Source organism: Paenibacillus sp. FSL H8-0260 (assembly GCF_045040625.1).
In the GTDB taxonomy this organism is placed as follows: domain Bacteria; phylum Bacillota; class Bacilli; order Paenibacillales; family Paenibacillaceae; genus Paenibacillus_AQ; species Paenibacillus_AQ odorifer.
In genome coordinates this window covers 6,383,909-6,408,141 of the sequence record NZ_CP150298.1, presented here as the reverse complement: position 1 = coordinate 6,408,141, position 24,233 = coordinate 6,383,909, and the positions used below count along the sequence as shown (strand labels likewise).

Annotated in this window: 23 protein-coding genes; all 23 read left to right on the top strand. The window is 44.2% G+C overall.

Features of this window, described 5'->3' with window-relative positions; all coding sequences use genetic code 11:
* Positions 1-74 precede the first annotated feature (74 nt).
* Positions 75-2,807, top strand: coding sequence for a stalk domain-containing protein (locus tag MHI51_RS28540; RefSeq protein ID WP_081387502.1), 2,733 nt, complete (start codon positions 75-77; stop codon positions 2,805-2,807).
* A 57-nt stretch (positions 2,808-2,864) separates the two neighbouring features.
* Positions 2,865-4,025 carry a sensor histidine kinase gene (locus MHI51_RS28535; protein ID WP_036681511.1) on the top strand — a complete coding sequence of 387 codons (1,161 nt, stop codon included), beginning with the start codon at positions 2,865-2,867 and terminating at the stop codon, positions 4,023-4,025.
* 4 nt (positions 4,026-4,029) lie between these two features.
* Positions 4,030-4,752: a response regulator transcription factor gene (locus MHI51_RS28530; protein WP_036681509.1), complete on the top strand. Its 723-nt coding sequence runs from the start codon at positions 4,030-4,032 to the stop codon at positions 4,750-4,752.
* A 135-nt stretch (positions 4,753-4,887) separates the two neighbouring features.
* Positions 4,888-5,331, top strand: a complete 444-nt coding sequence (locus tag MHI51_RS28525) for a glycosyltransferase family A protein (protein ID WP_076123908.1) — start codon at positions 4,888-4,890, stop codon at positions 5,329-5,331.
* Positions 5,332-5,469: 138 nt separating this feature from the next.
* On the top strand, positions 5,470-7,482 hold the full coding sequence (locus tag MHI51_RS28520) for a DEAD/DEAH box helicase (protein ID WP_076276912.1): 2,013 nt from the start codon (positions 5,470-5,472) through the stop codon (positions 7,480-7,482).
* Entirely contained in the window at positions 7,479-8,333 is an 855-nt protein-coding gene (locus MHI51_RS28515; RefSeq protein ID WP_076276911.1) for a ComF family protein, read from the top strand. The genes MHI51_RS28520 and MHI51_RS28515 overlap by 4 nt, the downstream gene beginning before the upstream one ends.
* Before the next feature lie 170 nt (positions 8,334-8,503).
* On the top strand, positions 8,504-8,914 hold the full coding sequence (locus MHI51_RS28510) for a TIGR03826 family flagellar region protein (protein WP_036678678.1): 411 nt from the start codon (positions 8,504-8,506) through the stop codon (positions 8,912-8,914).
* Positions 8,915-9,017: 103 nt separating this feature from the next.
* Positions 9,018-9,305 carry a flagellar biosynthesis anti-sigma factor FlgM gene (gene flgM / locus MHI51_RS28505; RefSeq protein ID WP_036678454.1) on the top strand — a complete coding sequence of 96 codons (288 nt, stop codon included), beginning with the start codon at positions 9,018-9,020 and terminating at the stop codon, positions 9,303-9,305.
* Positions 9,306-9,317: 12 nt separating this feature from the next.
* Positions 9,318-9,818 (top strand): flagellar protein FlgN, encoded by a 501-nt coding sequence (locus MHI51_RS28500; protein ID WP_036678457.1) that lies wholly within the window; start codon positions 9,318-9,320, stop codon positions 9,816-9,818.
* A gap of 54 nt (positions 9,819-9,872) precedes the next feature.
* Positions 9,873-11,456, top strand: a complete 1,584-nt coding sequence (gene flgK, locus MHI51_RS28495) for a flagellar hook-associated protein FlgK (RefSeq protein ID WP_076276910.1) — start codon at positions 9,873-9,875, stop codon at positions 11,454-11,456.
* 15 nt (positions 11,457-11,471) lie between these two features.
* A complete protein-coding gene (flgL, locus tag MHI51_RS28490; protein WP_405173426.1) occupies positions 11,472-12,389 on the top strand; it encodes a flagellar hook-associated protein FlgL in 918 nt (305 codons plus the stop codon).
* A 15-nt stretch (positions 12,390-12,404) separates the two neighbouring features.
* Positions 12,405-12,971: a DUF6470 family protein gene (locus MHI51_RS28485; protein ID WP_405173425.1), complete on the top strand. Its 567-nt coding sequence runs from the start codon at positions 12,405-12,407 to the stop codon at positions 12,969-12,971.
* A gap of 116 nt (positions 12,972-13,087) precedes the next feature.
* Positions 13,088-13,534 carry a flagellar assembly protein FliW gene (fliW, locus tag MHI51_RS28480; RefSeq protein WP_405173424.1) on the top strand — a complete coding sequence of 149 codons (447 nt, stop codon included), beginning with the start codon at positions 13,088-13,090 and terminating at the stop codon, positions 13,532-13,534.
* A 1-nt stretch (position 13,535) separates the two neighbouring features.
* Positions 13,536-13,778, top strand: a complete 243-nt coding sequence (gene csrA, locus MHI51_RS28475) for a carbon storage regulator CsrA (protein ID WP_405174082.1) — start codon at positions 13,536-13,538, stop codon at positions 13,776-13,778.
* A gap of 242 nt (positions 13,779-14,020) precedes the next feature.
* Entirely contained in the window at positions 14,021-15,253 is a 1,233-nt protein-coding gene (locus MHI51_RS28470; RefSeq protein ID WP_405173423.1) for a flagellin, read from the top strand.
* A 214-nt stretch (positions 15,254-15,467) separates the two neighbouring features.
* Complete coding sequence (locus tag MHI51_RS28465) at positions 15,468-15,857, top strand: flagellar protein FlaG (RefSeq protein ID WP_405173422.1); 390 nt, start codon at positions 15,468-15,470, stop codon at positions 15,855-15,857.
* Between the two features lie 17 nt (positions 15,858-15,874).
* Positions 15,875-17,380, top strand: a complete 1,506-nt coding sequence (gene fliD, locus MHI51_RS28460; protein ID WP_405173421.1) for a flagellar filament capping protein FliD — start codon at positions 15,875-15,877, stop codon at positions 17,378-17,380.
* A gap of 28 nt (positions 17,381-17,408) precedes the next feature.
* Entirely contained in the window at positions 17,409-17,807 is a 399-nt protein-coding gene (fliS, locus tag MHI51_RS28455; RefSeq protein WP_405173420.1) for a flagellar export chaperone FliS, read from the top strand.
* Complete coding sequence (locus MHI51_RS28450) at positions 17,800-18,135, top strand: flagellar protein FliT (RefSeq protein ID WP_405173419.1); 336 nt, start codon at positions 17,800-17,802, stop codon at positions 18,133-18,135. Before fliS ends, MHI51_RS28450 begins: the two co-directional genes overlap by 8 nt.
* A gap of 235 nt (positions 18,136-18,370) precedes the next feature.
* Entirely contained in the window at positions 18,371-18,568 is a 198-nt protein-coding gene (locus MHI51_RS28445; RefSeq protein ID WP_019915069.1) for a cold shock domain-containing protein, read from the top strand.
* Between the two features lie 317 nt (positions 18,569-18,885).
* A complete protein-coding gene (locus tag MHI51_RS28440; RefSeq protein WP_076276901.1) occupies positions 18,886-20,322 on the top strand; it encodes an S-layer homology domain-containing protein in 1,437 nt (478 codons plus the stop codon).
* Positions 20,323-20,551: 229 nt separating this feature from the next.
* On the top strand, positions 20,552-21,100 hold the full coding sequence (gene hpf / locus MHI51_RS28435; RefSeq protein ID WP_036678506.1) for a ribosome hibernation-promoting factor, HPF/YfiA family: 549 nt from the start codon (positions 20,552-20,554) through the stop codon (positions 21,098-21,100).
* Between the two features lie 269 nt (positions 21,101-21,369).
* A complete protein-coding gene (gene secA, locus MHI51_RS28430; protein ID WP_036678509.1) occupies positions 21,370-23,877 on the top strand; it encodes a preprotein translocase subunit SecA in 2,508 nt (835 codons plus the stop codon).
* The last annotated feature ends 356 nt before the right edge of the window (positions 23,878-24,233 follow it).

Sequence of the window (24,233 nt, the reverse complement as noted above, 5' to 3'; positions counted from 1 at the left end):
AAAATAGGAACCAGTTTCCAAACTTTTGATAACGGACTTGAAGAGTAAAAAAGAGATGGGAGAGTTACGTCGAAATGAATGAAGTTTTCATGGAGAAGAAGAGTAGAGAAATTGTTCGGGGAATGAAATTATCATCTACTAAAAAATGGGTTGCCGCTTCATTAGCAGGTGTGTTGTGGATTATGCCGGTAATTGGCAGTGAAGGCTTAGCTATGTTTGGTCATAGTTCCACACCAATTGCTGCCGCAGCCACATCTAATTTTAAAGTAAGCAAGCTGGGAGAAGAAGTAATTACTTCGGGCGCCATTATGATGAAATACAAATATACGGCTACGCGTTCAGGAGCGAGCGCTTCTGGCTTGGCGGATGTTATTCGCGTTGACCTCAACAATCCATATGTATCTTTAGATGTTATGACAGGTAAAGGTGGAAACCTGACAACACGTCAAAGTACTGGCGGGATGGCTAAGGAAACTGGAGCCGTGGCTGCAGTAAACGGAGATTATTTTAATACAGGCGGGGAAGGCGCTCCGATTGGTGGACAAGTATCCAGTGGAGTCTTGGTTTCCACCCCTTCGCAATTGGATGGCATGTATGCCTTTGCAGTGACTAAGGATCGCAAGCCTCTTATTGATGAGTTCAGTTTTGAAGGAATGGTAACCGCACCTGACGGCGCACAGTTTGAGATATCCGGTATCAATAAAGGTGCTTATAGTCCTGAAGGTGGAAGCTCTACTTATAGCCATGCTAATGCAATGTATATCTATACGGATGTATGGACCGCACTCGATCGTCCCAAAAACAGCTCAACCACACCGACAGAGGTGCTCGTTGAAAACGGCGTAGTTACTCAAATATCTGAAAATGCTGCGCTTCCTACAGCGGTTCCAAAGGGAGCTTATATTTTGCGGGCCCATGGCTTAGCCGCACGGTATGTTACTGCCCATCTGACTGTAGGACAACCGGTAACAAGTGTGTACTCCCTGAAATCCAAGACTACACAGCAATCGCTAGATCCTGCTAATCTGCAAACAATGATTGGTGGACATACGATTCTTGTAAATAACGGAAAAGCAGCAACGTTCTCTCGCTCGACTAGCAGTATTGGCGGTTATCGTGCACGTACGGCTTTAGGATATTCTCAGGATGGACGTTATGTATATATCATAGCTACTGAAAAAAATGGCAACAGCTCAGGAATGTCATTGACCGAGCTGCAATCTTTTATGACCAATATTGGAGTCTGGAAAGGGCTTAACTTAGACGGAGGCGGCTCTACAACGATGGTAGACCGGCCTCTTGGTGAAAGCTCAGCCACACTAACCTTTAATACAGAGTATGGCACAGAGCAGCGCAGCATTGTTAACGCGCTTGGTGTTTATACTAACGCACCACAAGGTGAAGTAAAAGGAATTAAAATTAGCGGAAGCACTTCGCTATTAGTTGGACAAAAGGCTACTTATTCATTAAAAGGTTATGACACTTACTATAACCCTATAGATGTAGCAGCAGGCAATCCTACTTGGACATCAAGCGGAGGAAGCGCAACTGTAAGTGCAGGAGAAGTAACGGCAGTGAAGCCAGGCACCGTTACCTTAACGGCTAAAAGCGGCGTAGCAAGTGCTTCTACAACCCTTACAGTCTTGGGTGGAGATGATCTATCCAGCATGAGTGTAGGCACTGCTACAGCGCCACTGACAGCTGGGACAACTGTATCTGTCCCTGTAAAGGCCTCTACGAAGAGTGGAGCAACCATAAGCGTTCCAGATTCAGCGCTGAAGTGGGAGTTTGTAGGCTTTAAGGGAGTCGTGCAAAATGGCAAGCTTACTGTAAACTCTGTGGATGCAGGGGTTACTACAGGTTACGCTATTGCTCGTTATGATGGATTTAGCACAGCGGTTGTATTATCGACAGCAGCAGCTACAACATGGGAAGATTTCGAGAAGGTAAGTTATCCAGTCAACTTTACTACCAATGTGCCAGCGGTACAGGGGACTGCAACAATCGTAGACGGATCGGCTGAAAGAGTAGGCTCCAAGGTGCTGTCACTCAGTTATGATATGACGGCTGGCAGCGGTAAAATGTACGCTTATGCTCAACTTAACGGCACAAGTGGAAAAGCCGTTCCAGCGCTTGCAACTTCGATGTCAGTTGATGTGATGGGCGATATGAGCTTAAATTGGCTGCGTGCTGAGTTTGTAGACAATAGTGGAGCTACAGCCTATGTAGATCTTGCGAAGATTATCGATTGGAACGGTTGGAAGAACATAAACATCGACTTGTCAGGATCAGGGATTAAATTCCCGGCTACGCTGAAGAGACTTTATGTAGTCAACGTAGAGGAAGGCCAAGATGAACGGGCGAAGACAGGTACCGTTGCTTTTGATAATATCACCTTCACAATGCCTTCACTTTCCAGTGATGCAGGGTTACCAAAGGGTACAGCTTCGATGAGCATCGGCTCCAAAGCAATGACTGTAAATGGAAATAAGAAGGCTATTGATGTAGCTCCAATTGTGAAAGACGGCAGTACTTATGTGCCGATCCGTTATGTGCTGGATGCTTTTGGAGGGAATGCTACCTGGGATCAGGTGAATAAGAAGATCATGGTGTTGCGCGGAGCCAAGGCACTGGATCTGACGGTAAATAAAAAGGAATACCTGTTAAATGGTAAGCGACAAAGTGCTGAAGTAGCACCTATTATTTTACAGGGTAGGACTTTAGTACCTCTGAGACTGGTTTCTGAACAGTTAGGATTAACTGTAAAATGGGAACAGAAAACGAAGACCGTAACTATCGAATCGTGATATGTTAATATATAAGGAAAACCTTAATACGATCCGATAGAAAAGGGGCAAGCATCCGTGGAATTTCAAGCCGATGCGATTGATCGCGTTATTAAAAATACCATCGACGTGATGGAGAGCAGCAAGTATCAGATTTTTGAAATATTGCAGGTTGCACGTGATGAACTTGCTGCACTCAACAAGGAACTGCAGCGGGTCATGGACGAAACGGATGAAACGTTGAAAAAGGTAGACAAGCTGGAGCTACAGTATCACCGCTCCAGAATCCGGCTGACAGAGGTCAGCCGGGACTTTGTCCGCTACTCAGAGAAGGATATCCGTATTGCTTATGAGAAGGCTACGGAGCTTCAGCTCGAACTCATGATGACGCGTGAGCGAGAGGTCTATCTTCGAAGCAGACGTGATGAATTACAAATGCGAGTGCGCAGTGTCGAAAATTCTGTAGAGCGTGCAGAGTCAATTGGTTCGCAAATGAGCGTAGTGCTCGAATATTTGTCGGGAGAACTAGGCCAAGTGACGAGAATTGTCGAATCTGCGAAGAACAGACAGATGATCGGACTCAAAATTATCCTGGCTCAAGAAGAAGAACGGAAGAGAATTGCCCGGGAAATTCATGATGGTCCCGCTCAAATGCTGGCAAATCTAGTCCTTAGGACGGAAATTGTAGAAAGAATGCTGGTAAAGCAGGAATTTGGGCTGGTGCAGGACGAAGTAGTAGATTTAAAAGGGCAGGTTCGTAACAGCCTGGAAGAAATGCGTAAGGTTATTTTTAATTTACGACCGATGGCTCTCGATGATTTGGGCTTGATTCCGACTTTGCGGAAATATGTGCATGATTTTGAAGAGAAGACGAAACTGCGGACGACTCTGGAAACCCGGGGACAGGAACACCGACTATCCTCAGCGATGGAGGCGGCGGTATATCGTCTGGTTCAGGAAGCATTGTCTAATGCAGCAAAACATGCCTACCCAAGCTTCGTATTGGTGGAGATTACATACCAAGCGCAGTTAATTAAGATTGTGATTAAAGATAACGGATTAGGCTTTAATGTACAAAAGTTAAAAAATCAGCAAGGTAATCGGGAAAGCTTCGGGCTAGTAGGTATGCGGGAACGTGTAGAACTGCTTGAAGGAAGAATGGAAATTGTATCAGCCGAGAATCAGGGGACAACAATCGTGATCCATATTCCGACGAATGTGGAGAAGGGGAAGGAGTAGTGTGATGGAGAACTTAAACTCTAGTAAAACGCCCATTAAGGTTCTTTTGGCGGATGATCATCAGCTTTTTCGTGAAGGGCTGAAACGCATTTTGAATATGGAGGAGGATATCGAGGTCATAGGGGAGTGCGGCGACGGTATTCAGGTATTAGAGTTTTGTAACGGGACTAAACCGGACATCGTATTGATGGACATCAATATGCCTGTTGAGAACGGCGTAGAAGCCACTCAAAAACTTCGGGAAATGTTCCCGGAGGTTAAGGTAATTATTTTATCCATTCATGATGATGAGAGTTATGTATTTGAGACCCTTCGTAAGGGCGCCAATGGTTATTTATTGAAGGATATGGAGGCCGAATCCCTTATTAATGCCATTCGTTCGGTCTGTGAAGGACATGCCTTTATCCATCCAAAGGTTACTGGAAAGCTTATCAATCAATTGCGGCGTATGACTTACCTTAACGAGACTGGTGTAACTACAGATACAGTGGTGAAGGAAGCTGGTGTTAAATTTATTGCTGGCGACAACAATCCTCTAACCCGTCGTGAAGCAGAAGTGCTGCGTCTAATGGCTGAAGGTAAGAGCAACAAAATGATTGGTGAATATTTATTCATTAGTGAAAAAACAGTTAAAAACCATGTTAGCAGTATATTGCAAAAAATGGAAGTGGATGATCGGACTCAAGCCGTTATTAATTCGATTAAATATGGCTGGGTAACCTTGTAGAAGCTTCACAGTAATACGTTACATATAGGAAAGAAATTAAGTAGACACAGCTTGCTTCCCTGATGGGTGTTCTAGGCAGTCACCGACCTTTTAATGCCGGCATATAGTGTTGGTATACAGAGGAGGTGCATCTCCATGGTAGCCCAGTTGATATGGATTGCGGTTGTTTATGTATCCGCTGCAGTGATGATTCATATGTTGCATAACCGGCAGAAGGTGCGTAAAACACCGCAGTCCGGAAAATGGATTCATTATATTTTTATTACCCGCAATCATGAATCTGTTGTGGAATGGTACATTCGGGCACTGACATTTCAAGCTCTTCTAACCGGAAAACGATTGCGAGTAACGTTCATGGATGATGGTTCGAGCGATGGAACACTTGGGATTGTTTCCAAAATGGCCGCTAGCGGCTGCTCTATCGATCTTGCAACATCTATGTACTCTCTTCAGATGAGTGAAGAATTGCAGCATGAAGGAATTGTAGTAGACTTGCGGCTGTCAGGGCAGTCTGTATCGCTGCCTTTTATGGGGATGGCAGGAAGTAGGGGATGCGAATCAAAGCGCAACAGATCTTAAGTAAATATGTAAGTAACGGGTGAAGCACACTCTCCAAGAACTGGGGGAGTGTGCTTTTTGCGTTTGGGGAGACGGATTCGTGAATTTGGGATCAAATATGGAGTTGCTAAGTACAAGCGAGAGGTAGGAGGGATTATTATGCAAGTCGCTGTATATGCTGTGGAATGCAAGGGGAGCTGGAGGTTTGAAATTTCATTAGATCTTAGCGTGGATAGATGGTGGTGGTCTGTAGCTAGACCGGAGAAGAAAGCTGGGAGTTCCTTAGCGGCGAATAGTTTGGTTCTGCTTTCTTCTGCGTTGCCGCTAGGTTGGGCTGTGAAGCTCCGGGACAACTTTAAACAAAGAAGCGCAATGGGCACCTGGGGGATTAAGGAGTGGGGGCAATATATTAATAGTATGCTTGAGGCTGAGTTGAGAGAGGAGAAAGAGGCAGGGGGACTGTGGGAGGCACAGTGGTTAAATGATGGAATATTCATATGGAAGCCTAATGAATCAAGTTTCGGAATAGAACAGGACAATAAGAAGAACGAAAGATACGATTGGTGTGAAAAAGAGGATTTTGAATCTGGATTACTAGAATCGGATTCAGAACAATTATTGCGGGCTGTGGCCGGGCGCTCTTTATTGGAGCCGGAAGTAGAAGCGCTGCTGGCAGAAGAATTGCCAGAGCTAGGGGGTTGCTGGCGCCAGGCGGCACAACTGGCGTATCTGCAGGGGCGGCTGTTGCTTACAGCCGCCGTAGGCATTGCGACCCCGGCTACGCACGGGGCGCGGGCCCGCCAGCTCCCTGCGGGTGCTGGCGTTATGATGCGTGCGGCGGCTAAGCTGCCGCACATGTTGCGGCGCGGCGCTGTCGCTCGCCGCGCGGTTTCGCGCTGCCTGCGTTGCGGCAGCGTGCCCACCGGTCGCACGGCATGCGCTGCGTGCGGGCTTATGGGCTGCGCCTATTGCGAGGCCTGCCTCGCGCTTGGGCGCAGCCGGGCTTGTGCGCTGCTGCTGCGCAGCGCAGCACTTCCGGCCGTGCGGTGCACGGCCGCCCTTGACCCCGCCGCGGCCGCAGGCCGGTGGGGGCTGAGCCCAGCGCAGGCGGGAGCCGCTGGCGCTGCGCTGGGTTTTCTGGCGGAGCCGCGCAAGCGCTCCGCCACTTCATGCCCAGAGCGGTTTCTGCTCTGGGCGGTAACGGGAGCGGGGAAGACGGAGATGATCTTCCCGCTCCTAGAGGCTGTGCTCGCCGCCGGAGGGCGGGCGCTGGTAGCGACGCCGCGCCGCGACGTCGTACTTGAGCTCGCGCCGCGGCTCGCCCGGGCTTTTCCGGCGGAGGTCATCGCCGTACTTTATGGCGGCAGCACAGATCGCTGGGTGAGCGGTCGCTTAACGCTCGCAACCACCCATCAGCTCCTGCGCTTCCATCAAGGTTTTGATCTCGTAATCATCGACGAGCTGGATGCGTTTCCATACCACAATGATCCTATGTTGGCCTATGCTGCTGAACAAGCCTGTAAAGTGGACGGCTCTTTCATTTATTTATCAGCTACGCCGCCACAAGAAATGCAGCGTTTGGTTCGGTTAGGCAAACTTCCACATGCCAGAGTGCCTGTCCGCTTCCATGGTCATCCCTTGCCTATCCCGCAGCATTTGAGTATACCCTCGGTTCTAACCTGTTTAAAGCGTGGGAGTTTGCCAAGATCGCTTATACAAAATCTTCAAAAGTCATTGGAGCGAAAAGCACAAATTTTTCTATTTGTGTCTCGAATAGCTCATATCGAAGGATTGCTGATACTACTTCGTCGTAGCTTTCCCGGCGTGGTTATTGAAGGCACCTCGTCCAAGGATTCATTTCGGGCAGAAAAGGTGACTGCTTTTCGCAACCGTATCATCTCTTTGTTAGTGACTACTACGATCCTGGAACGGGGAGTTACCGTGCCACGCAGTGACGTATTTATTTTGGATGCAGACAGTGGTCTTTTTGACGAAGCCTCTTTGGTACAGATGGCAGGACGTGCTGGTCGTTCTAAAGATGATCCTGATGGCCATGTTGTATTTGCCTCCCCTCAGTGGAGCCGATCCCAGCGTGGAGCGATTGCTCAGATTCGTACTATGAATATCATTGCTCGCCGCCAAGGATATATTCGTAAAGGTGGGGCTATATGAATACCAAGCTTACAAGGTTCCCAAAATCTCTGTCTTTCCTCCTTACCCCCTCCGTGCCTCAATGTCTAACCTGCGGGAAGCACAGCCCACAGTCCTCACAGCTGCCGGGTATCTGTAAGAATTGTGCGGAATCCATTCCTTGGATACGCGCTCCACGTTGCTTGATATGTGGGCGGCATGTAGGTTGTCCAGACTGCACTCGCAGCGCTGAGCCCTCCCCCATTGTATGTAACCGGAGTGCGGTAGCCTACACTAATGAGATGAGAGAATGGCTCGGTCAATATAAATATCGCGGGAATGAACGATATGCCCCTCTGCTTGGACTCATGCTGGATAGGGCATATTTAACCCTAAAGGAGGAAAAGCAACAGGGGGCTCTTTTATCTCAGAAAGCATCTTTTTTTCATCTTATTCAACATAAAAGGTACATAAAAAACAGCCTTTGGTCAGCTGATTTATTAGTTCCGGTACCTGTCAGTGATTCAAGGCTTCTAGAACGGGGCTTCAATCAAGCCGAAAGATTGGCCGATGTTCTATCTCGTCATAGGAAGATTCCTCAGCTACCGCTACTGATTCGTACGCATCACACGGGTAAGCAGAGCTTTAAAGGGCGTGCAGAGCGACTGGCGGATATGAAACATGCTTTTGGAGCGAATCAGGCAGTCTCCATACCATTTAAGGATTGGCTGAAAGAAAACTCACCTCTAAGCCGTCCTATCCGAATCATTATTGTTGATGATATCTACACAACGGGGAGCACGATTCGTGCTTGCGCTGAAATTCTAAAACAAATGGTTTCAAACTATGATTATGCTGCAGAAATCTATAGCCTAACCTGGGCGCGTTCCTAAAAAACGAAAAAATGCATGATTGTGAATAGCTATATCCATTCCATTAAGGATTAGTTACGGTTGGTAGCGTTTCTTCTGTCCCATAGACGAATTCCTTGCAATCATGTAATCTAGGAGCATAAGAATATTATGCATTGCACAGAATGTACGGAGAGGAGCGGCTGCTTGTTATGAATCTAGACAATTGTCCAAGGTGCGGCCGGTTGTTTGTCAAGAATCTTATGGGGTTGTGCCAGTCCTGTATCAAAGAGCTGGAGCATGAATATGAGATCTGCGTGAATTATTTACGGGAGAACAAAGGAACCAACATTCAGGAGCTCTCCGATGCTACGGGGATTTCTATTAAAGAGATTACCCGCTTTATTCGAGAAGGCCGGATTTCTATAGCTAATGCACCCAATATGATGTACCCTTGCGAAGTGTGTGGTACACTGATTCGGGATGGCCATATGTGTGACAGCTGTCGTAGTCGGCTCAGGAAAGATCTAACGAATGCTGTCAAGGAAAATTCTGCTGAGGATACTACCAAAAAGACATCTGATGGTGCATATCGTGCCATAGATAAGCTGCGTGACCTATAAAATCTGCAAAAAAACGTTTGCAGCTATAAAGAATGTTTCAGTCTACGCCGATAAACTTAGTAAAGATTATCGGCTTTTTTATATTAGAAGGAAGGTGGAAGTTATGAAAATTAACGAGACCGGACGAATTAACGCGATTAATCCGTATCAACGCAGCGCGGAAGCGCAAAGGCAGGAACAAATGAAGAAAAGCACACGCAAGGATGAGGTTTCGATCTCTGATGAAGCGATTCAACTCTTGCAAGCACAAAACACTGGCAAGAATGATCCAGAACGCGCACTTAAGATCGACAATCTAAAGCAGCAGGTCTCCGCAGGTACCTATCAAGTTGATGCATCTAAGCTAGCAGAGAAACTCGCCCCTTACTTTAAGCAATCCTCCGAGAATTAGGTGAAAACATCCATGGCATTGACGACATTAATAGAACTATTGGAGCGGCTAGATGGAGTGCATGTTCAAATGCTGGATCTGGCCGCTGAGAAGAAACAGACGATTATGGATAACAAGGTGGATGCGTTAATAGACATCCTTAACCGTGAGTCCAAACTAATGAAGGTAATTGGGCAGCTCGAGGAAGAGCGAATATTAGCCGCATATACCGTTTTACAAGGTGTGGGTATTCGTTCCAACCTGAACCTGAACCTAACGGAGCTTTCCAGGCTTATATTTGACCCTGAAGACAAGGCACGACTGCTGCATATTCAGCAGAAGCTTTCAGGCACTTTGCATCGCCTGAAAGAAGCCAATGACCTAAATCAGAAGCTGATAGAGCAGTCGCTTACATTTATAGATTATTCTTTGGATCTGTTGGTCGGAAGACCAAATCAGGATATTACTTATCATCGTCCGTCCGACAAAGGCAACAACGTAAATCGGTCGGGGATTTTTGATGCACGAGGTTAGAATTGTACTGATGAAGTGTTCTGCCAGAGCAGAACATAAGGAGGAGTAAGAAGCATGACATCCACATTTCACTCGATAGAGACGGCGAGACGCAGCCTTTTTACTCAGACCGCAGCTCTTAATACAACTGGACACAATATCGCTAATGCGAATACCGAAGGTTATACTCGTCAACGTGTTAATATGCAAGCCTCTTTACCTATTGAAGCGTACGGGTTGTTTAAATCTACCGTTCCAGGTCAAATGGGTACAGGGGTGGAATTCTCATCTATCGATCGGATTCGAGAAATGTTTCTGGATGATCAGTACCGTGGCGAGAACTCTGCTTTCGGCAACTGGAGTCTTCAAGCAGATACGCTCTCTAAGCTGGAAGCTATCGTTAATGAACCATCGGATACAGGCATTCGTACAGTTCTGGATAACTTCTGGAAATCATGGTCGGATCTGAGTAAGAACCCTGAAGATCCAACGGCCCGTAAGATTGTAGTGCAAACTGCACAATCTTTGACAGATGCCATGAACTATATGAGCACGCAACTGAATAATCTGGAGCGGGATCTAACCACTAATATAGATGTTAAGGCAAAAGAAGCTCAGGGTTACCTAACCGCGATCGCAGATTTAAATAAATCTATCTATAAGATTGAGGGTATGGGGGATCATGCGAACGATCTACGTGATCAACGCGACCTGATGGCGGACAAACTCTCCAAAATTGCTAATATTACTGTTGTAGAGACGGAAGCGGGTTATAACATTTCTTTGGGTGGACAACCTCTCGTAGAGGGTGGAGAAGTTACTGCAACCGTAGATGGCGCGTTTCTTAATAATGCTTATGCCTCCGGAACCTTGAAGGGCGGCGAGGCTTACGGAATGATTTTTTCCAATAATACCTATGTTGCCGATTATAAGAAACAGCTCAATGATTTGGCGAGCACTATTGCTACAGGTGACGTTGAAATTACAGTGCCAGCTGGCTCCAATCTTCCTGAGGGCACAGTGTTGACTAGTGATGTCAAGATTACACAAGCTGACGGTACCGTTGTTACCTTGGCTGCTGGTCAGGCTATGCCTAAGGGCGCAACAATGTATGAAGACGCCAAGACCATTGTCAAAGGGTTAAACGGACTTCACAAGTTAGGTTATGCGATGGATGGAAGCGTCGGACGTGATTTCTTTGTAACCTCAGGTGAGGCTGGAACGATCAAGCTGAATCCGGAAATTGCAGCTGACGTAAACCTATTTGCAACTTCGTTACGTACAACTGTTGATGCGAACGGAAATACGCAAGTCGTTAAAGGAAACAACACCTTGGCTCTTTTATTGACGAACCTGAAGGATAGTAAATTTACTAAGCCAGACGGTAGTGTGAGCAACACTGTTGGTGGGCTTTTTAGCTCTATGGTTGGTCAGCTGGGTATTCAATCCCAAGAGGCTGCACGTCAGACGGATAACTCAGATTATCTCGTAGAGCAAGTTAACTCCCGTCGTCAATCAGTCAGCGGTGTATCACTGGATGAAGAAATGTCGAATATGCTAGTATTCCAGCATGCTTATAGTGCCGCAGCGCGTTTTATGACTACTTTTGATGAACTGCTCGACAAATTGATCAATTCCACCGGCACAGTCGGCAGATAAAAGGAGATATAGCGTATGTTGAGAGTAACCTCTAACATGATGAATTCACAGCTTCTGCTTAACTTAAACCGCAATGCACGTACAATGAATGATACACAATTACAGCTTTCCAGCGGACGCAAAATAAACAAGCCCTCCGATGATCCGGTAGGGATCACATATTCCCTGCGCTACCGTGCGGAGCTTTCCTCTAATGAACAATATACTAAGAATGTAGATAGCGCACTTTCATGGCTTGATTACAATGACACAGTTTTGGGTCAAGCTGGGGATGTCGTTCAAAAAATTCGTGAATTGACTGTACAAGCTTCGACAGGTAGTAACCCACAGTCCGCACTCGATAGTATTAATGAAGAAGTGATGCAGTTAAAAGAGCAGCTTGTCGATATCGCTAACAGTACATTGAACGGTAAATATATCTTTAATGGTGAGCAATATACGACCAAGCCTTATGACTTTGCTAAAGGAGCAGATGGTACATATGATGTATCTAAGCCAATTACTACGGATATAGGTCAGATTCAGTTTATAGTAGGTGAAGGTGTACGTATGCCAATCAGTACGACTGGAAATGACGTATTTGGCAACACTGGAGATGCGGATAATTTGTTTGCAATTATTAACAAATTATCTGCTGGATTAAAAGCTGGAGATCTAACGGCTATATCCGGCCAACTTGATGTAATTGATACGCGTATGGAGTCTATATTGTCTGCTCGTTCGGAGATAGGAGCCAAAACTAACCGTGTTGAATTGCTGAAGGATCGGCTTAGTGATTTGAATGTGAATTTAACGGATCTCCAGGCTAAGACAGAGGATGCTGATTACGAAGGTTTGATTATGAATTCTAAGATTCAAGAGAATATCTATAATGCTTCCTTGTCTGTGGGTGCAAAGATTATTTCCACAACTCTCGTGGATTTTATAAGATAATGGAGGCGGTTCTCGTTGTTACAGCCGATATTGCAAATTCGTCAGACGCCTGCAGTGCTCGGGATTGATGCTGACCCGGGCACATATTCGATTACCCAGCCTAAGGCTGAGGTAAATGTAACAACCACTCCAGGGCAACTGACGGTTCAATCGACTCGGCCTGAGCTTACCATAGATCAATCAAGAGCATGGGAAGCATACAATGGCGGGAAGATGCTAGATATGAACAAGCGTATCTATTCCGGCATTCAGCAGTTATATCTTCAAGCGATCGCGAGAAAGGTTGAACAAGGGAATCGGATGGCACAGTTTTTCAGACCTGGTAATACGATTGCAGAAGTGTATGGTACAGATACTGAGCCTAATTCTTTTCCAGAGGTATGCGGTCCAGCATCGTACGACAATGTTGATGTTCATATAGAAACGAAAGCACCACAGATCGATTTTAAAGCTGCGTCAGTGGATATTCAGGTGGAAAGACGTAATCCGGAAATTGAATACACCCGTGGCAAGCTAAATATTTACATGCAGCAATATGCTTCTATACAGTTTATTCCACCCGAATTAAATGTTCAATTGTAGCTTCTTAAGCTATAGACGTGCCACAATGCGCCTCTATAGCTTTTGTGCTATATATATTGTAGTAGAAATCGTAAGAAGTTGGTTTTGCATAGCAAAACTTTTGAGGAGTGAGCAACTTGATTATAGAAACACTATCTTGGGGAAAACTGGAAGTAAATGAAGAGCAGTTATATCATTTTCCCAAAGGATTACCGGGCTTTGATGAAGAAACAGAATTTGCATTGATCGCAATGGCGGAGGCACCTTTTTGGTATCTACAGTCAATTAAGAACAAGGGATTATCCTTTCTGTTGGGTGATCCGTTTGCTTTTTATCTAGCGTATGAATTTGAATTACCTGATGATGAAGCAGAAGAGCTAGAAATTAAATCTGATGTGGTCGTTCGTTGCATTATTACATTAAAAGAAAATGTTGAGCAGTCTACGATTAATCTTCTTGCGCCCGTTGTATTGAATCCTGTAAATCGTTATGGAAAACAAATCATTCTACATAAGGCGCCTTATCATACGAAGCATAACCTACTGCAGGAAGTGTCGGTTATCGATGGAAAGGATGGTGGATGATATGCTCGTGCTTTCTCGCAAAAAAGGGGAGTCTATCGTTATTCAAGATCAGATAGAACTGACGATCTTGAGTATAGATGGTGAGACGATAAAGGTTGGTATCTCTGCGCCTAAGCATGTCGATATTTTTCGTAAAGAAGTATATCTCTCAATCCAAGAAGCTAACCGTGAGTCCGTAGCTCCCCAGCAGTCTGATCTGAATGCCTTGATCCATCGACTTCGAGGTGTAAATAAGAACGAATAATTGACATGTAAAACTCAAAAAATACAAAACCTGGGACTGTTTAATCGCGGATTCAGGTTTTTTATTTTATTTTGGAGAATTTAACCAAGAAATTTCAAAAAAACTTCGATTTGCTCTAAACAGTTGGGTGCATACCGTCGATATATGTATTAGACGCTGAACCGGCAGGGCGGCCGACCTTAATGGTACGGCGTTTACCACATGGATGTGGAACTAACTTAATTTCAGGGAGGAAATATCAAATGATTATCAACCACAATATCGCGGCGTTGAACACTCACCGCCAACTGACTGCTAACACTGCAAACACTAACAAAAATATCGAGAAATTGTCATCCGGTCTTCGTATTAACCGTGCTGGTGACGACGCTGCTGGTTTGGCAATCTCCGAAAAAATGCGCGGTCAAATCCGCGGTCTAGACCAAGCTTCCCGTAACTCTCAAGATGGTATCTCTTTGATTCAAACAGCTGAAGGTGCTTTGAACGAAACACACAGCATTCTGCAACGTATGCGTGAACTTGCTGTACAATCCGGAAATGACACTAACACTGCTCAAGACCGTACCAATCTTCAAGATGAAATGGACCAACTGAACAAAGAAATCGATCGTATTCAGTCCACAACACAATTCAATACTAAAAACTTGCTTGATGGTTCGATGGATAAAACAACAACTGCAACAGCAAATGTGAATTCAAACACTGCATTGAAAGTTGCAGGTGCTACTCCTACTGATCCAATAGCAGGGACACTTTTCTCTGCTTTGGGTGATTCTAATGGTAATAGTTTGGGGATTGTTGCTGGCGACAGTGTCACTGTAGAATATGTAATGAATGGTAAGAACTATTCAATATCCCTTACTGGAGCCGACTCACTTGATAAGATTACTGATACAAATATTAAAGCAGCAACAGTTACAGGTGGTTCTGTAGACCTTGAAGCCAACGCATCGGGTTATACTGGGGCTATTAATGGTTTGACATTTACAGTTAAAGATGCAACCGGGAATGTTAAAACAGGTGCTTCAAACGCATTATCTAGCTTCTCTGAAACACAACAAGCAGCAGTAGCACATGCTGATAGTCAAGCTACGTTCCAAATCGGAGCAAATACTGGACAAAATATTCAATTGTCGATTAAAGACATGGGTACTTCCGCTCTTGGTGTAAAAGATCTTAGAATTAGCAATCAAGGTCAAGCTAACGTAGCGATCAAAGTTATTGATGCTGCTACTCAAAAGGTTTCTGCTGAACGTTCTAAGCTAGGTGCTGTACAAAACCGTCTTGAGCACACTATCAATAACTTGGGAACTGCTTCTGAGAACCTGACAGCTGCTGAATCCCGCGTACGTGATGTTGACATGGCTAAGGAAATGATGGAACAAACTAAGAACAACATTCTTGCGCAAGCTTCCCAAGCAATGTTGGCTCAAGCTAACCAACAACCACAAGGTGTTCTGCAATTGCTTCGTTAATTTTAAAAAGATTACCTATAGTTTCGTAAAGAAAAGGCCTTGGAATTATCCAAGGCCTTTTTTTTATATTTAGAAACAGGGAAATTTAATGTGTTGTCGGAAATCCCTAGAGAAATCAGGATTTTTTTCAGTTTATCTTTGACTATTCCTAAATTATCCTTGAGTTTAACCGATATATAAATTATAAAATGAGCGTTGGTGGAGGTCGGGGGTTATGAATATACAGTTGTCACTCACTGCTAATTCTACATCAGGCGGACAGAGCAAAAACGAAGTAACACCAAGTACTGAAGTTATATCATCCGTGAGTCAAGCTCCAACTATTCGAAATGCTAGGGATATGAGCTCGAAAGAGAATCAGGGAATCAACGTATCTGTTGCTGAAGAACAACTCATCCGAACGATAGAACGGGCTGTTAAGTCTCTACAAGGGCCCCAGACTACACTGCAAATCAGCATCCATGAGAAAACACATGATATTATGGTCAAGGTTCTTAATAAGGATACAGGTGAGCTTATTCGTGAGGTGCCACCTGAGAAGACTTTGGATTTAGTAGCTAATATGATGGAGATCGCTGGTATTTTAATAGACGAAAAAATTTAAGAGCGGAGGTGTCTTTTTTGGTTACAAGAATTAATGGGTTTTCGGGAATGGATATCGATTCGATGGTTAAAAACTTAATGGCAGCTAAACGTATACCGATGGATAAATTGACCCAGCAGAAGCAATTAGTACAATGGCAAAGGGATAGCTATCGAGAGGTAAATAGTAAGCTTGTTGATTTCCAATCAAATAAGCTTACTAGAACGTATGGAATCTCCTCAGCAATGAATGCATACAAAGCTGTAACAACTGGAAATACCGAGGCGCTTAAGGCTGTCGCTAATGCTAATGCAAACGGTATTGATATGAAGGTAAGTATTACCCAATTAGCATCAAAGGGGAAGATGGAGACTAACGGGATTGGCGTTGGTTCTAAATTTACTACATCATCAACACTTGCTGACTTGGGGGCAACTTCAACCGACCCGTATAAACTTAAAGTAAATGACCAGACTTTCAGTTTTAGTTCAGATACAGAAATTTCTACGATTATCTCCAAAATAAATGCTAATACAGATGCAAAGGTCACTGCTAGTTTTGATGAAATTAAAGGTAAACTTATTATTACATCTAATAGCATGGGATCTAAAAGTGAAGTTAAGCTTGGAACAGCTGCGGGAGATAACACTTTACTAGAAGTCTTTGGTGGCATGAAACAGAACGATATGGGAAAAGATTCAGTTGTGTATATTAATAATACACAATTAATAAAGGATACCAATTCGTTCACAGTTAATGGAGTTTCACTTACACTTTCGGCGACTACATCAACAACATCAACACCTATGAAAGACCCTGCTATCTCAGGTGATAAAGATGATCCAGTGAATATTACGATTCAATCTGATCCAACAAAAGCAATAGATACGATTAAAGCTTTCGTCGAAGATTATAATAGCCTTGTGAGTTTATTGAATAGTAAAACAGCAGAAGCAAAATATCGTGATTTTGCTCCATTGACTGATGAGCAAAAGGCTGATATGAAAGAAGCGGATATCACAGCTTGGACAGAAAAAGCAAAAAGTGGTCTGCTAAAGAATGATGATATTCTAAAAACAACAATTTCATCGTTGCGCGCTGTCATTTCTGAGAAACTTGGAAGTCTTAGTTCTATTGGAATCACTACCGGACAATATTTTGAGAATGGAAAGTTGTATGTAGATGAGGAGAAACTAACAAAAGCACTGAATAATAATCCACAAGCAGTCACTGAACTGTTTCAGGGCACTGAAAGTGCACCTAAATCGGGGATTTTCTCTATAATGGCTACCAAAGTTGATAAAAGCTTGGATAGCTTAGTAAAGAGAGTAGGAACAAATAAGTTTTCAGCAGATATTACGAGTACCTTTAAAGAAGAAAGTGTTATGGGGAAGAAACTTAAAGAGTATACCACTCGTATAAGTGACATGTTGACCATGTTAAACAATGCCGAAACACGGTACTACAAACAGTTTTCAGCAATGGAAACGGCAATGAACAAGTTACAGGCACAGTCTAACAGTCTCTTCTCCACTTCCAGTTAAGATAATTTTAAAATAGAGGGTGACATTATTGCTTACATCTCCTTATGACAAATATCGCCAATCTTCTGTCAAAACCTCAACACCCGCACAGTTGGTGGTCATGCTTTATGATGGAGCCATTCGCTTCGTGAGAACAGCAATGGATGGACTCAGTAAACAGGACTACGAGAAGACAAGTCTTAATTTTGGCAAAGCCCAATCTATAGTTAGTGAATTAATGAGCACATTGGATTACTCTTATGAGATATCAAAAAACCTCTATTCACTTTACGAATATACTAATTTCTTGCTAGTAGAAGCCAACATACGTAAAAGCCAAGAAAAAGCGGAAGAGGCCATTGGCTATTTAACAGACCTTCGGGAAACTTGGCTACAGGCATCCAAAATCGCTGTGGGTCAGGGACAGGCTGAAAGTGCTCATGGATGAATTAATCCGGAGCTTAGATCAACTCACTCGGGAGATCGAAGAGCGTCTTCAAGAGACTACCTATGAGGAGTTGGAGGCTTTTGTAGACGAACGTCAGGAACTTGTCGATTCTATTGCAGAAGTAGCAACGATTTGTCGAACGACGCTTGCACAGAAGCAAGAAATAAATCGAATTTTGGAACACGATAATGTGATCTTAGATAGAATGAACACTTTACGTTTGGAAGCTCAAGACTGGCTACAGAAGCGGAATCAGGCCAAAGCCCAACGCAACGCCTACGAGGCCGCCTACACTCCAGACAGTTTTCTTATGGATCGCAAAAAATAATTTTATCGGTGTTTCACTATAGGAGTAGACGGGTATTAAATACCGTCTGCTCCTTTTTTTGATCATTGTACCGAATCTATTTCTTGTTTATGGAAAATTTAATAGTTTATTTTACGTGGTAAATTATTGAATGTAAACATTTTCTTTTCCAATTGACAATAAATAAGTTACGGTGGTATAGTCGAATTGTGAGCAAGACTCACGTTCATCTGATGACGAAGGGAATGTTTAATCAATGGAAGGTAAAGTAAAATGGTTTAACGCAGAAAAAGGTTATGGTTTTATCGAGACTGCAGACGGTGGCGACGTATTCGTACACTTTTCCGCGATTCAAACTGATGGTTTCAAGACATTGGATGAAGGTCAATCCGTAGAATTCGATATCGTTGAAGGTGCACGTGGACCACAAGCAGCTAACGTAATCAAATTATAATCATCCGGCGAAGCCGAACTACATATAAGTAGATGGTTAGCAATTTAGACAGCGCTAGCAGGGATCTTGGAATCTTCCAGGATCCTTTTTTTGTGCGTTCATATGTGTCTAGTATAGCCAATCCTAGTAAAGAAAATAGCATACTTTGTAAATTCATTTTATGGAAAATGTTAGAACTCTGCGAAAGGTGGGTAATAGATATACGTTGAGCTGTTTATCTTACCTCGACACACACTATGTTAGCCTAGGTTATTACATTCACCAAAAAAATCAATATAGCCTAAGCTATCAAAACAATTAGGAGGGTGATTAGCAGGATGAAGAAGATGTGGCGCGGTCTTATGACCGGAATATTAGGTACTAGTATGTTATTAGGGTCTCTCGGCAGCGTATCTGCTGCAACTGTACCTAAGGATATTCAAGGCCACTGGGCGCAAGGTCAGCTGCAGGAATGGCTAGATAGAGGATACCTTGGAGGCTACCCAGATGGAACGGTGAAACCAAATAAGGCAATTACGCGTGGTGAGTATGTGACTATGGTAAATCGCCTGTTAGGGTTTACATCTAAAGCAACAGTAACTTTTAAAGATATGAAAAGCACAAACTGGAATTACAGTGAAGTGGCTAAAGCCGTGGAAGCTGGATATATCGGAGGATACGAGGATAATACGTTCCGTCCTAATAATCCGCTCACAAGACAAGAGGCAGCTGTGATTACTGCAAAATTACTTAAATTGAGCACCAATACGACTTCGAACAAATTTAAAGACAATGCACAAATTGCAGCATGGGCAAAAGGTGCTGTAGCAGCTGCAGTGGAAAAGAAGATTGTTAACGGTTATCCAGATGGAACCTTTGGTCCTAAGAGATCGTTAACACGTGCTGAGGCTGTAGGCATTATCAATACTTCAGCTGTTTATTATCCTGGTAGCGGCACAGGTGGTGGTGTAACACCTACACCAACTCCAACGGCTACTCCGACACCAACAGCTACACCAACCCCAACTGCTGCTCCAGGTGGGAGTACTGGCGGAGGTTCTGGTGGTGGTAACGGTGGTGGCGGAACTGTCATAACGCCAACAGTAAGTGGGGCAACCTATGGTAACGTTGGTTCGGTTACAGCGGATGTATATCTGACCCCTTCCGTAACTGGTGCCGTGTACTATGTTGTAGCTCCTTATAATGCTGATGTAACTGCTCCAACTGCATTGCAGGTGGAAAAAGGACAAATTAGTAACGGGACTGCAAGTGGTATTCATGGTAGTGTTGCGACTGTAGCCAACACAAAGGTTACATTCTCTGTTTATGGATTGAATCCTGGCACAGAATATGCAACATATATCGCGCTTGCGGATGCAACTGGTAACTTGTCTACTGTAACGACAGTTCGCTTAACTACTGCTCAAGCTACAACGAGTTCGATTTCGCTTTTTGAACCGGGACAAGTGGGTACAGTTACAGCAGATGTATATGTTAAATATGGTGTGACAGGTGGCGATACAACTCCAGTTAGATATGTAGTATTGCCAGCAAATGAAAAGGCACCTACTGCAACGCAGATTGCTTTAGGTCAAAATGGTAGCGGTACTGCATTGGCTGCTCCATGGACTAACACGCTTACGTTTACTCCAGGTGTAAAGCATACACAGACTTTAACTGGGTTAGCAGCAAATACTGCCTATAAGGTATATGTTATTGCAGGATCTGATTCACAATGGTCCCCTGTAGAAATCATTCAAATTCATACCAAATAGCCTGACCTTATGTGATTTCATTCGGAGAATATAAGAGTGGGATTCGTACTATAATAACGACAGGTTTACTTTTGGTCCGGTAGGGCGATGGGTTGCTCTTACCGGACTTGTTTTATTTGTGAACGCTATGACAACATTTGTTATCTAAATGTAAGGGCTGTAAGGAATTGCTTTTTACTTAGCGCTTACAATTTGGTATAATGAAGGTGTAACTAAAGGAGGAGTGGCCATGCAATTCACCATTCGAGGTCAACAAATTGACGTGACCGACGCTTTGAGAGAGTATGTTGATAAGAAGCTCAGCAAACTTGAGAAGTATTTCGAAGCACCCCCTACCTCTGAAGGGTCTGTGACGCTTGGCGTAGTTCGCGGCCTTCATACGGTGGAAGTAACCATTCCGCTTGCTGGCGTGACGCTTCGTGCGGAAGATCGCAGCGATGATATGTATGCTTCCATAGACGCCGTTGTGGACAAGCTGGAACGCCAAATTCGCAAACACAAAACGAAGCTGAATCGGAAGTTCCGTCAAGAGGGACTCAAGACGCTGTTTGTGGATGGAGCTAGTGCCGCTGTTGCTGTAGAAGAACAAGATTATGATGATTTAGAAGTAGTGAGGAACAAACGCTTTACGATGAAGCCGATGGATGTAGAAGAAGCGATTCTGCAAATGAACATGGTAGGACATAATTTCTTTGTGTTTTCCAATATCGACACCTCGGAAGTTAGCGTAGTTTACAAACGTGATGATGGTAAATATGGACTGATTGAACAGGGCTAAGATACGATGATGCCAGTTATGCTCTAAGTATAAAGGGCCTCGAGAGTTAGTCAGGACTTAAGAATTTTAAACCGAGCCCCTATTCGCTTATAGCGAATAGGGCTCTTGTGCGTATATATGAAAAATGTGGCTGTTACACCTTGTATTGCGGCATCTCTTACAAACTGTTACAATTTATGAAGCAGCGGAATCGAATTTATAAATGGCCCTTTCAATTTTGTGAGGATGGGCTCGGTTCCACCATCTGTGTTGCATGAAAGGGGTTAACCATGCTAGGACTTGTAAAGAAAATATTCGGAGACACAAACGATCGTGACGTTAAACGTCTCATGAAGACAGTCGATGTAATTAATGGATTGGAGCCGGAATTTGTAGCACTATCCGATGAAGCTTTAAAAGCTAAGACGGAAGAGTTCCGCGCCCGTATTGAGAAAGGCGAAACCTTGGAAGAAATTCTTCCTGAGGCGTTTGCAACCGTACGTGAAGCTTCCAAACGGACGCTTGGCATGCGGCATTTTGATGTACAGTTAATTGGTGGTATGGCCCTGCATGAAGGCCGAATCTCCGAGATGAAGACTGGTGAAGGTAAGACTCTAGTAGGAACATTGCCGGTGTACTTAAATGCTTTGCTTGGTAAAGGCGTACACGTAGTAACGGTCAATGACTATTTGGCTCAGCGCGACAGCGCACAAATGGCACAAATCTATAACTTCCTGGGCATGACGGTTGGGGTTAACCTAAGCGGTATGGACCATGCTGATAAACAAGATGCTTACGCCTGCGATATTACGTATGGCACGAACAACGAATTTGGTTTCGATTATTTGCGTGATAACATGGTGCTTTATAAAGAACAAATGGTTCAGCGCCCTCTTTATTTCTGTATTATTGATGAAGTGGACTCCATTCTTATTGATGAAGCACGTACGCCTCTTATCATTTCCGGACAAGCTGAGAAGTCTACTGAATTGTACTTTGCAGCAGACCGTTTTGTGAAAAAGCTTAAAGCTGAAGAAGACTACACAGTTGATATCAAAGTGAAGTCCGTAGCCTTGACTGAAAAAGGTGTAGCTACTGCTGAACGTGCTTTTGGGATTGAGAACTTGTATGATCACAGTCATGTAACCTTGAATCACCATATCGTCCAAGCCCTGAAAGCAAACGTAATTATGCGTCGTGACGTAGATTACGTTGTTAACGAGGGTGAGGTCGTTATTGTTGATGAATTTACGGGACGTTTAATGTCAGGCCGTCGTTATAGTGACGGTTTGCACCAAGCGATTGAAGCGAAGGAAGAAATCGAAGTACAGAATGAGAGCATGACGCTTGCTACGATTACTTTCCAGAACTATTTCCGTATGTATCGCAAATTGGGTGGTATGACAGGTACAGCTAAAACTGAGGAAGAAGAGTTCAAGAAGATTTATGGTCTTGAAGTTCTTCAAGTCCCTACGAATAAACCGAATCAGCGCATAGATATGCCGGATGTTGTCTACAAGAGTGAGAACGGTAAGTTCAACGCTGTTGTGGCAGAAATTGTAGAGCGTCACAAAAAGAACCAACCTGTACTTGTGGGTACAGTGTCGATTGAGAATTCAGAGCTCGTATCTGAAATGCTGAAGCGCAAAGGCGTTAGACACCAAGTGCTTAACGCGAAACATCATGCTGCGGAAGCTGAAATCATTACACATGCAGGTCAGCCAGGTACAGTTACGATTGCTACCAACATGGCAGGTCGTGGTACGGACATCGTTCTGGGCGAAGGTGTGACAGATCTTGGTGGTCTGCATATCATTGGTACAGAGCGTCATGAATCGCGCCGGATTGATAACCAGCTGCGTGGTCGTGCGGGTCGTCAAGGGGACCCAGGTTCTACACAATTCTACTTATCCCTTGGGGATGAATTGATGAAGCGTTTCGGCGCTGACAACGTTTTGAGTATGATGGATCGCCTTGGGTTTGAGGAAGATCAGCCGATTGAGAGCCGCATGATTACGCGTGCTGTGGAATCTGCTCAGAAACGTGTTGAAGGTAATAACTTTGATATTCGTAAAGTCGTATTGCAATATGATGACGTGATGAATCAACAGCGTGAAATTATTTATAAACAACGCCGTGAGATTCTGGAGTCTGAAAATATTAAAGATATCGTACTTGAGATGATCAAGCCGGTTATTGAACGTATTGTTCACGCACACTGCAGTGACGATATTCCTGAAAACTGGGAGCTGCAAGAAGTTGCTGATTACGTAAACAGCAAGCTGCTTGAAGAAGGTGCTTTGACTCGCGATATTCTGTGGGGCAAAGAAGCAGAAGAGATCATTGAGTACATCTTCGAACGTGTACTTGAGAAATATGCTGCTCGTGAAGAACGCCTGGGTTCAGAATTGGTACGTGAATTCGAGAAGGTAATTGTGCTGCGCTCCGTGGACAGCAAGTGGATGGATCATATCGATGCGATGGATCAATTGCGTCAAGGGATTCACCTGCGTGCTTACGGTGGTACAGATCCACTTCGCGAGTATCAATTCGAAGGTTTCGAAATGTTTAATACTATGACGGCTACGATTCAAGAAGAAGTAGCTACTTATATTATGAAGGCTCACATCGAGACAAATCAGGAGCGTCAATCCGTGGTAGAGGAAAATAAAATTTCCACTAACAGCGAACCTGCTGAGAAACGTCCGGTACATGTTGAGGCGGCAGCTGGTCGTAATGATCTTTGCCCTTGCGGAAGCGGCAAGAAGTACAAGAACTGCCACGGTCAAAACGCATAAGACAAACGTTTAGTAGCGCTCATATTCAGGTGTTGAAGATGTAAGTCTTTAGCCCTGATCTCTATGGGTATACTAACCATAAAGAGCGGCTGGGCCCGGGGGTATCCCCCGTTTACGGCCCAGTCGCTTTTTTGGATATTTAGTACTTGAGTGAATGTGGAATGGAAAGAAGGTTTGGAACTGGAGAAACGGAGTGTTCGCTTTTGTTTCGGGATTCCAACCGTTATGCGGTTATCAATTCAAGGAATCTGGAAACAACAGCGATCGGAAGACCAATCCTTCTCGGAATGGCTGAACATTCACTCATTACTAACTTTCCAATAGCGACGACCGTAACAACCTATTTTGAAAGGTGA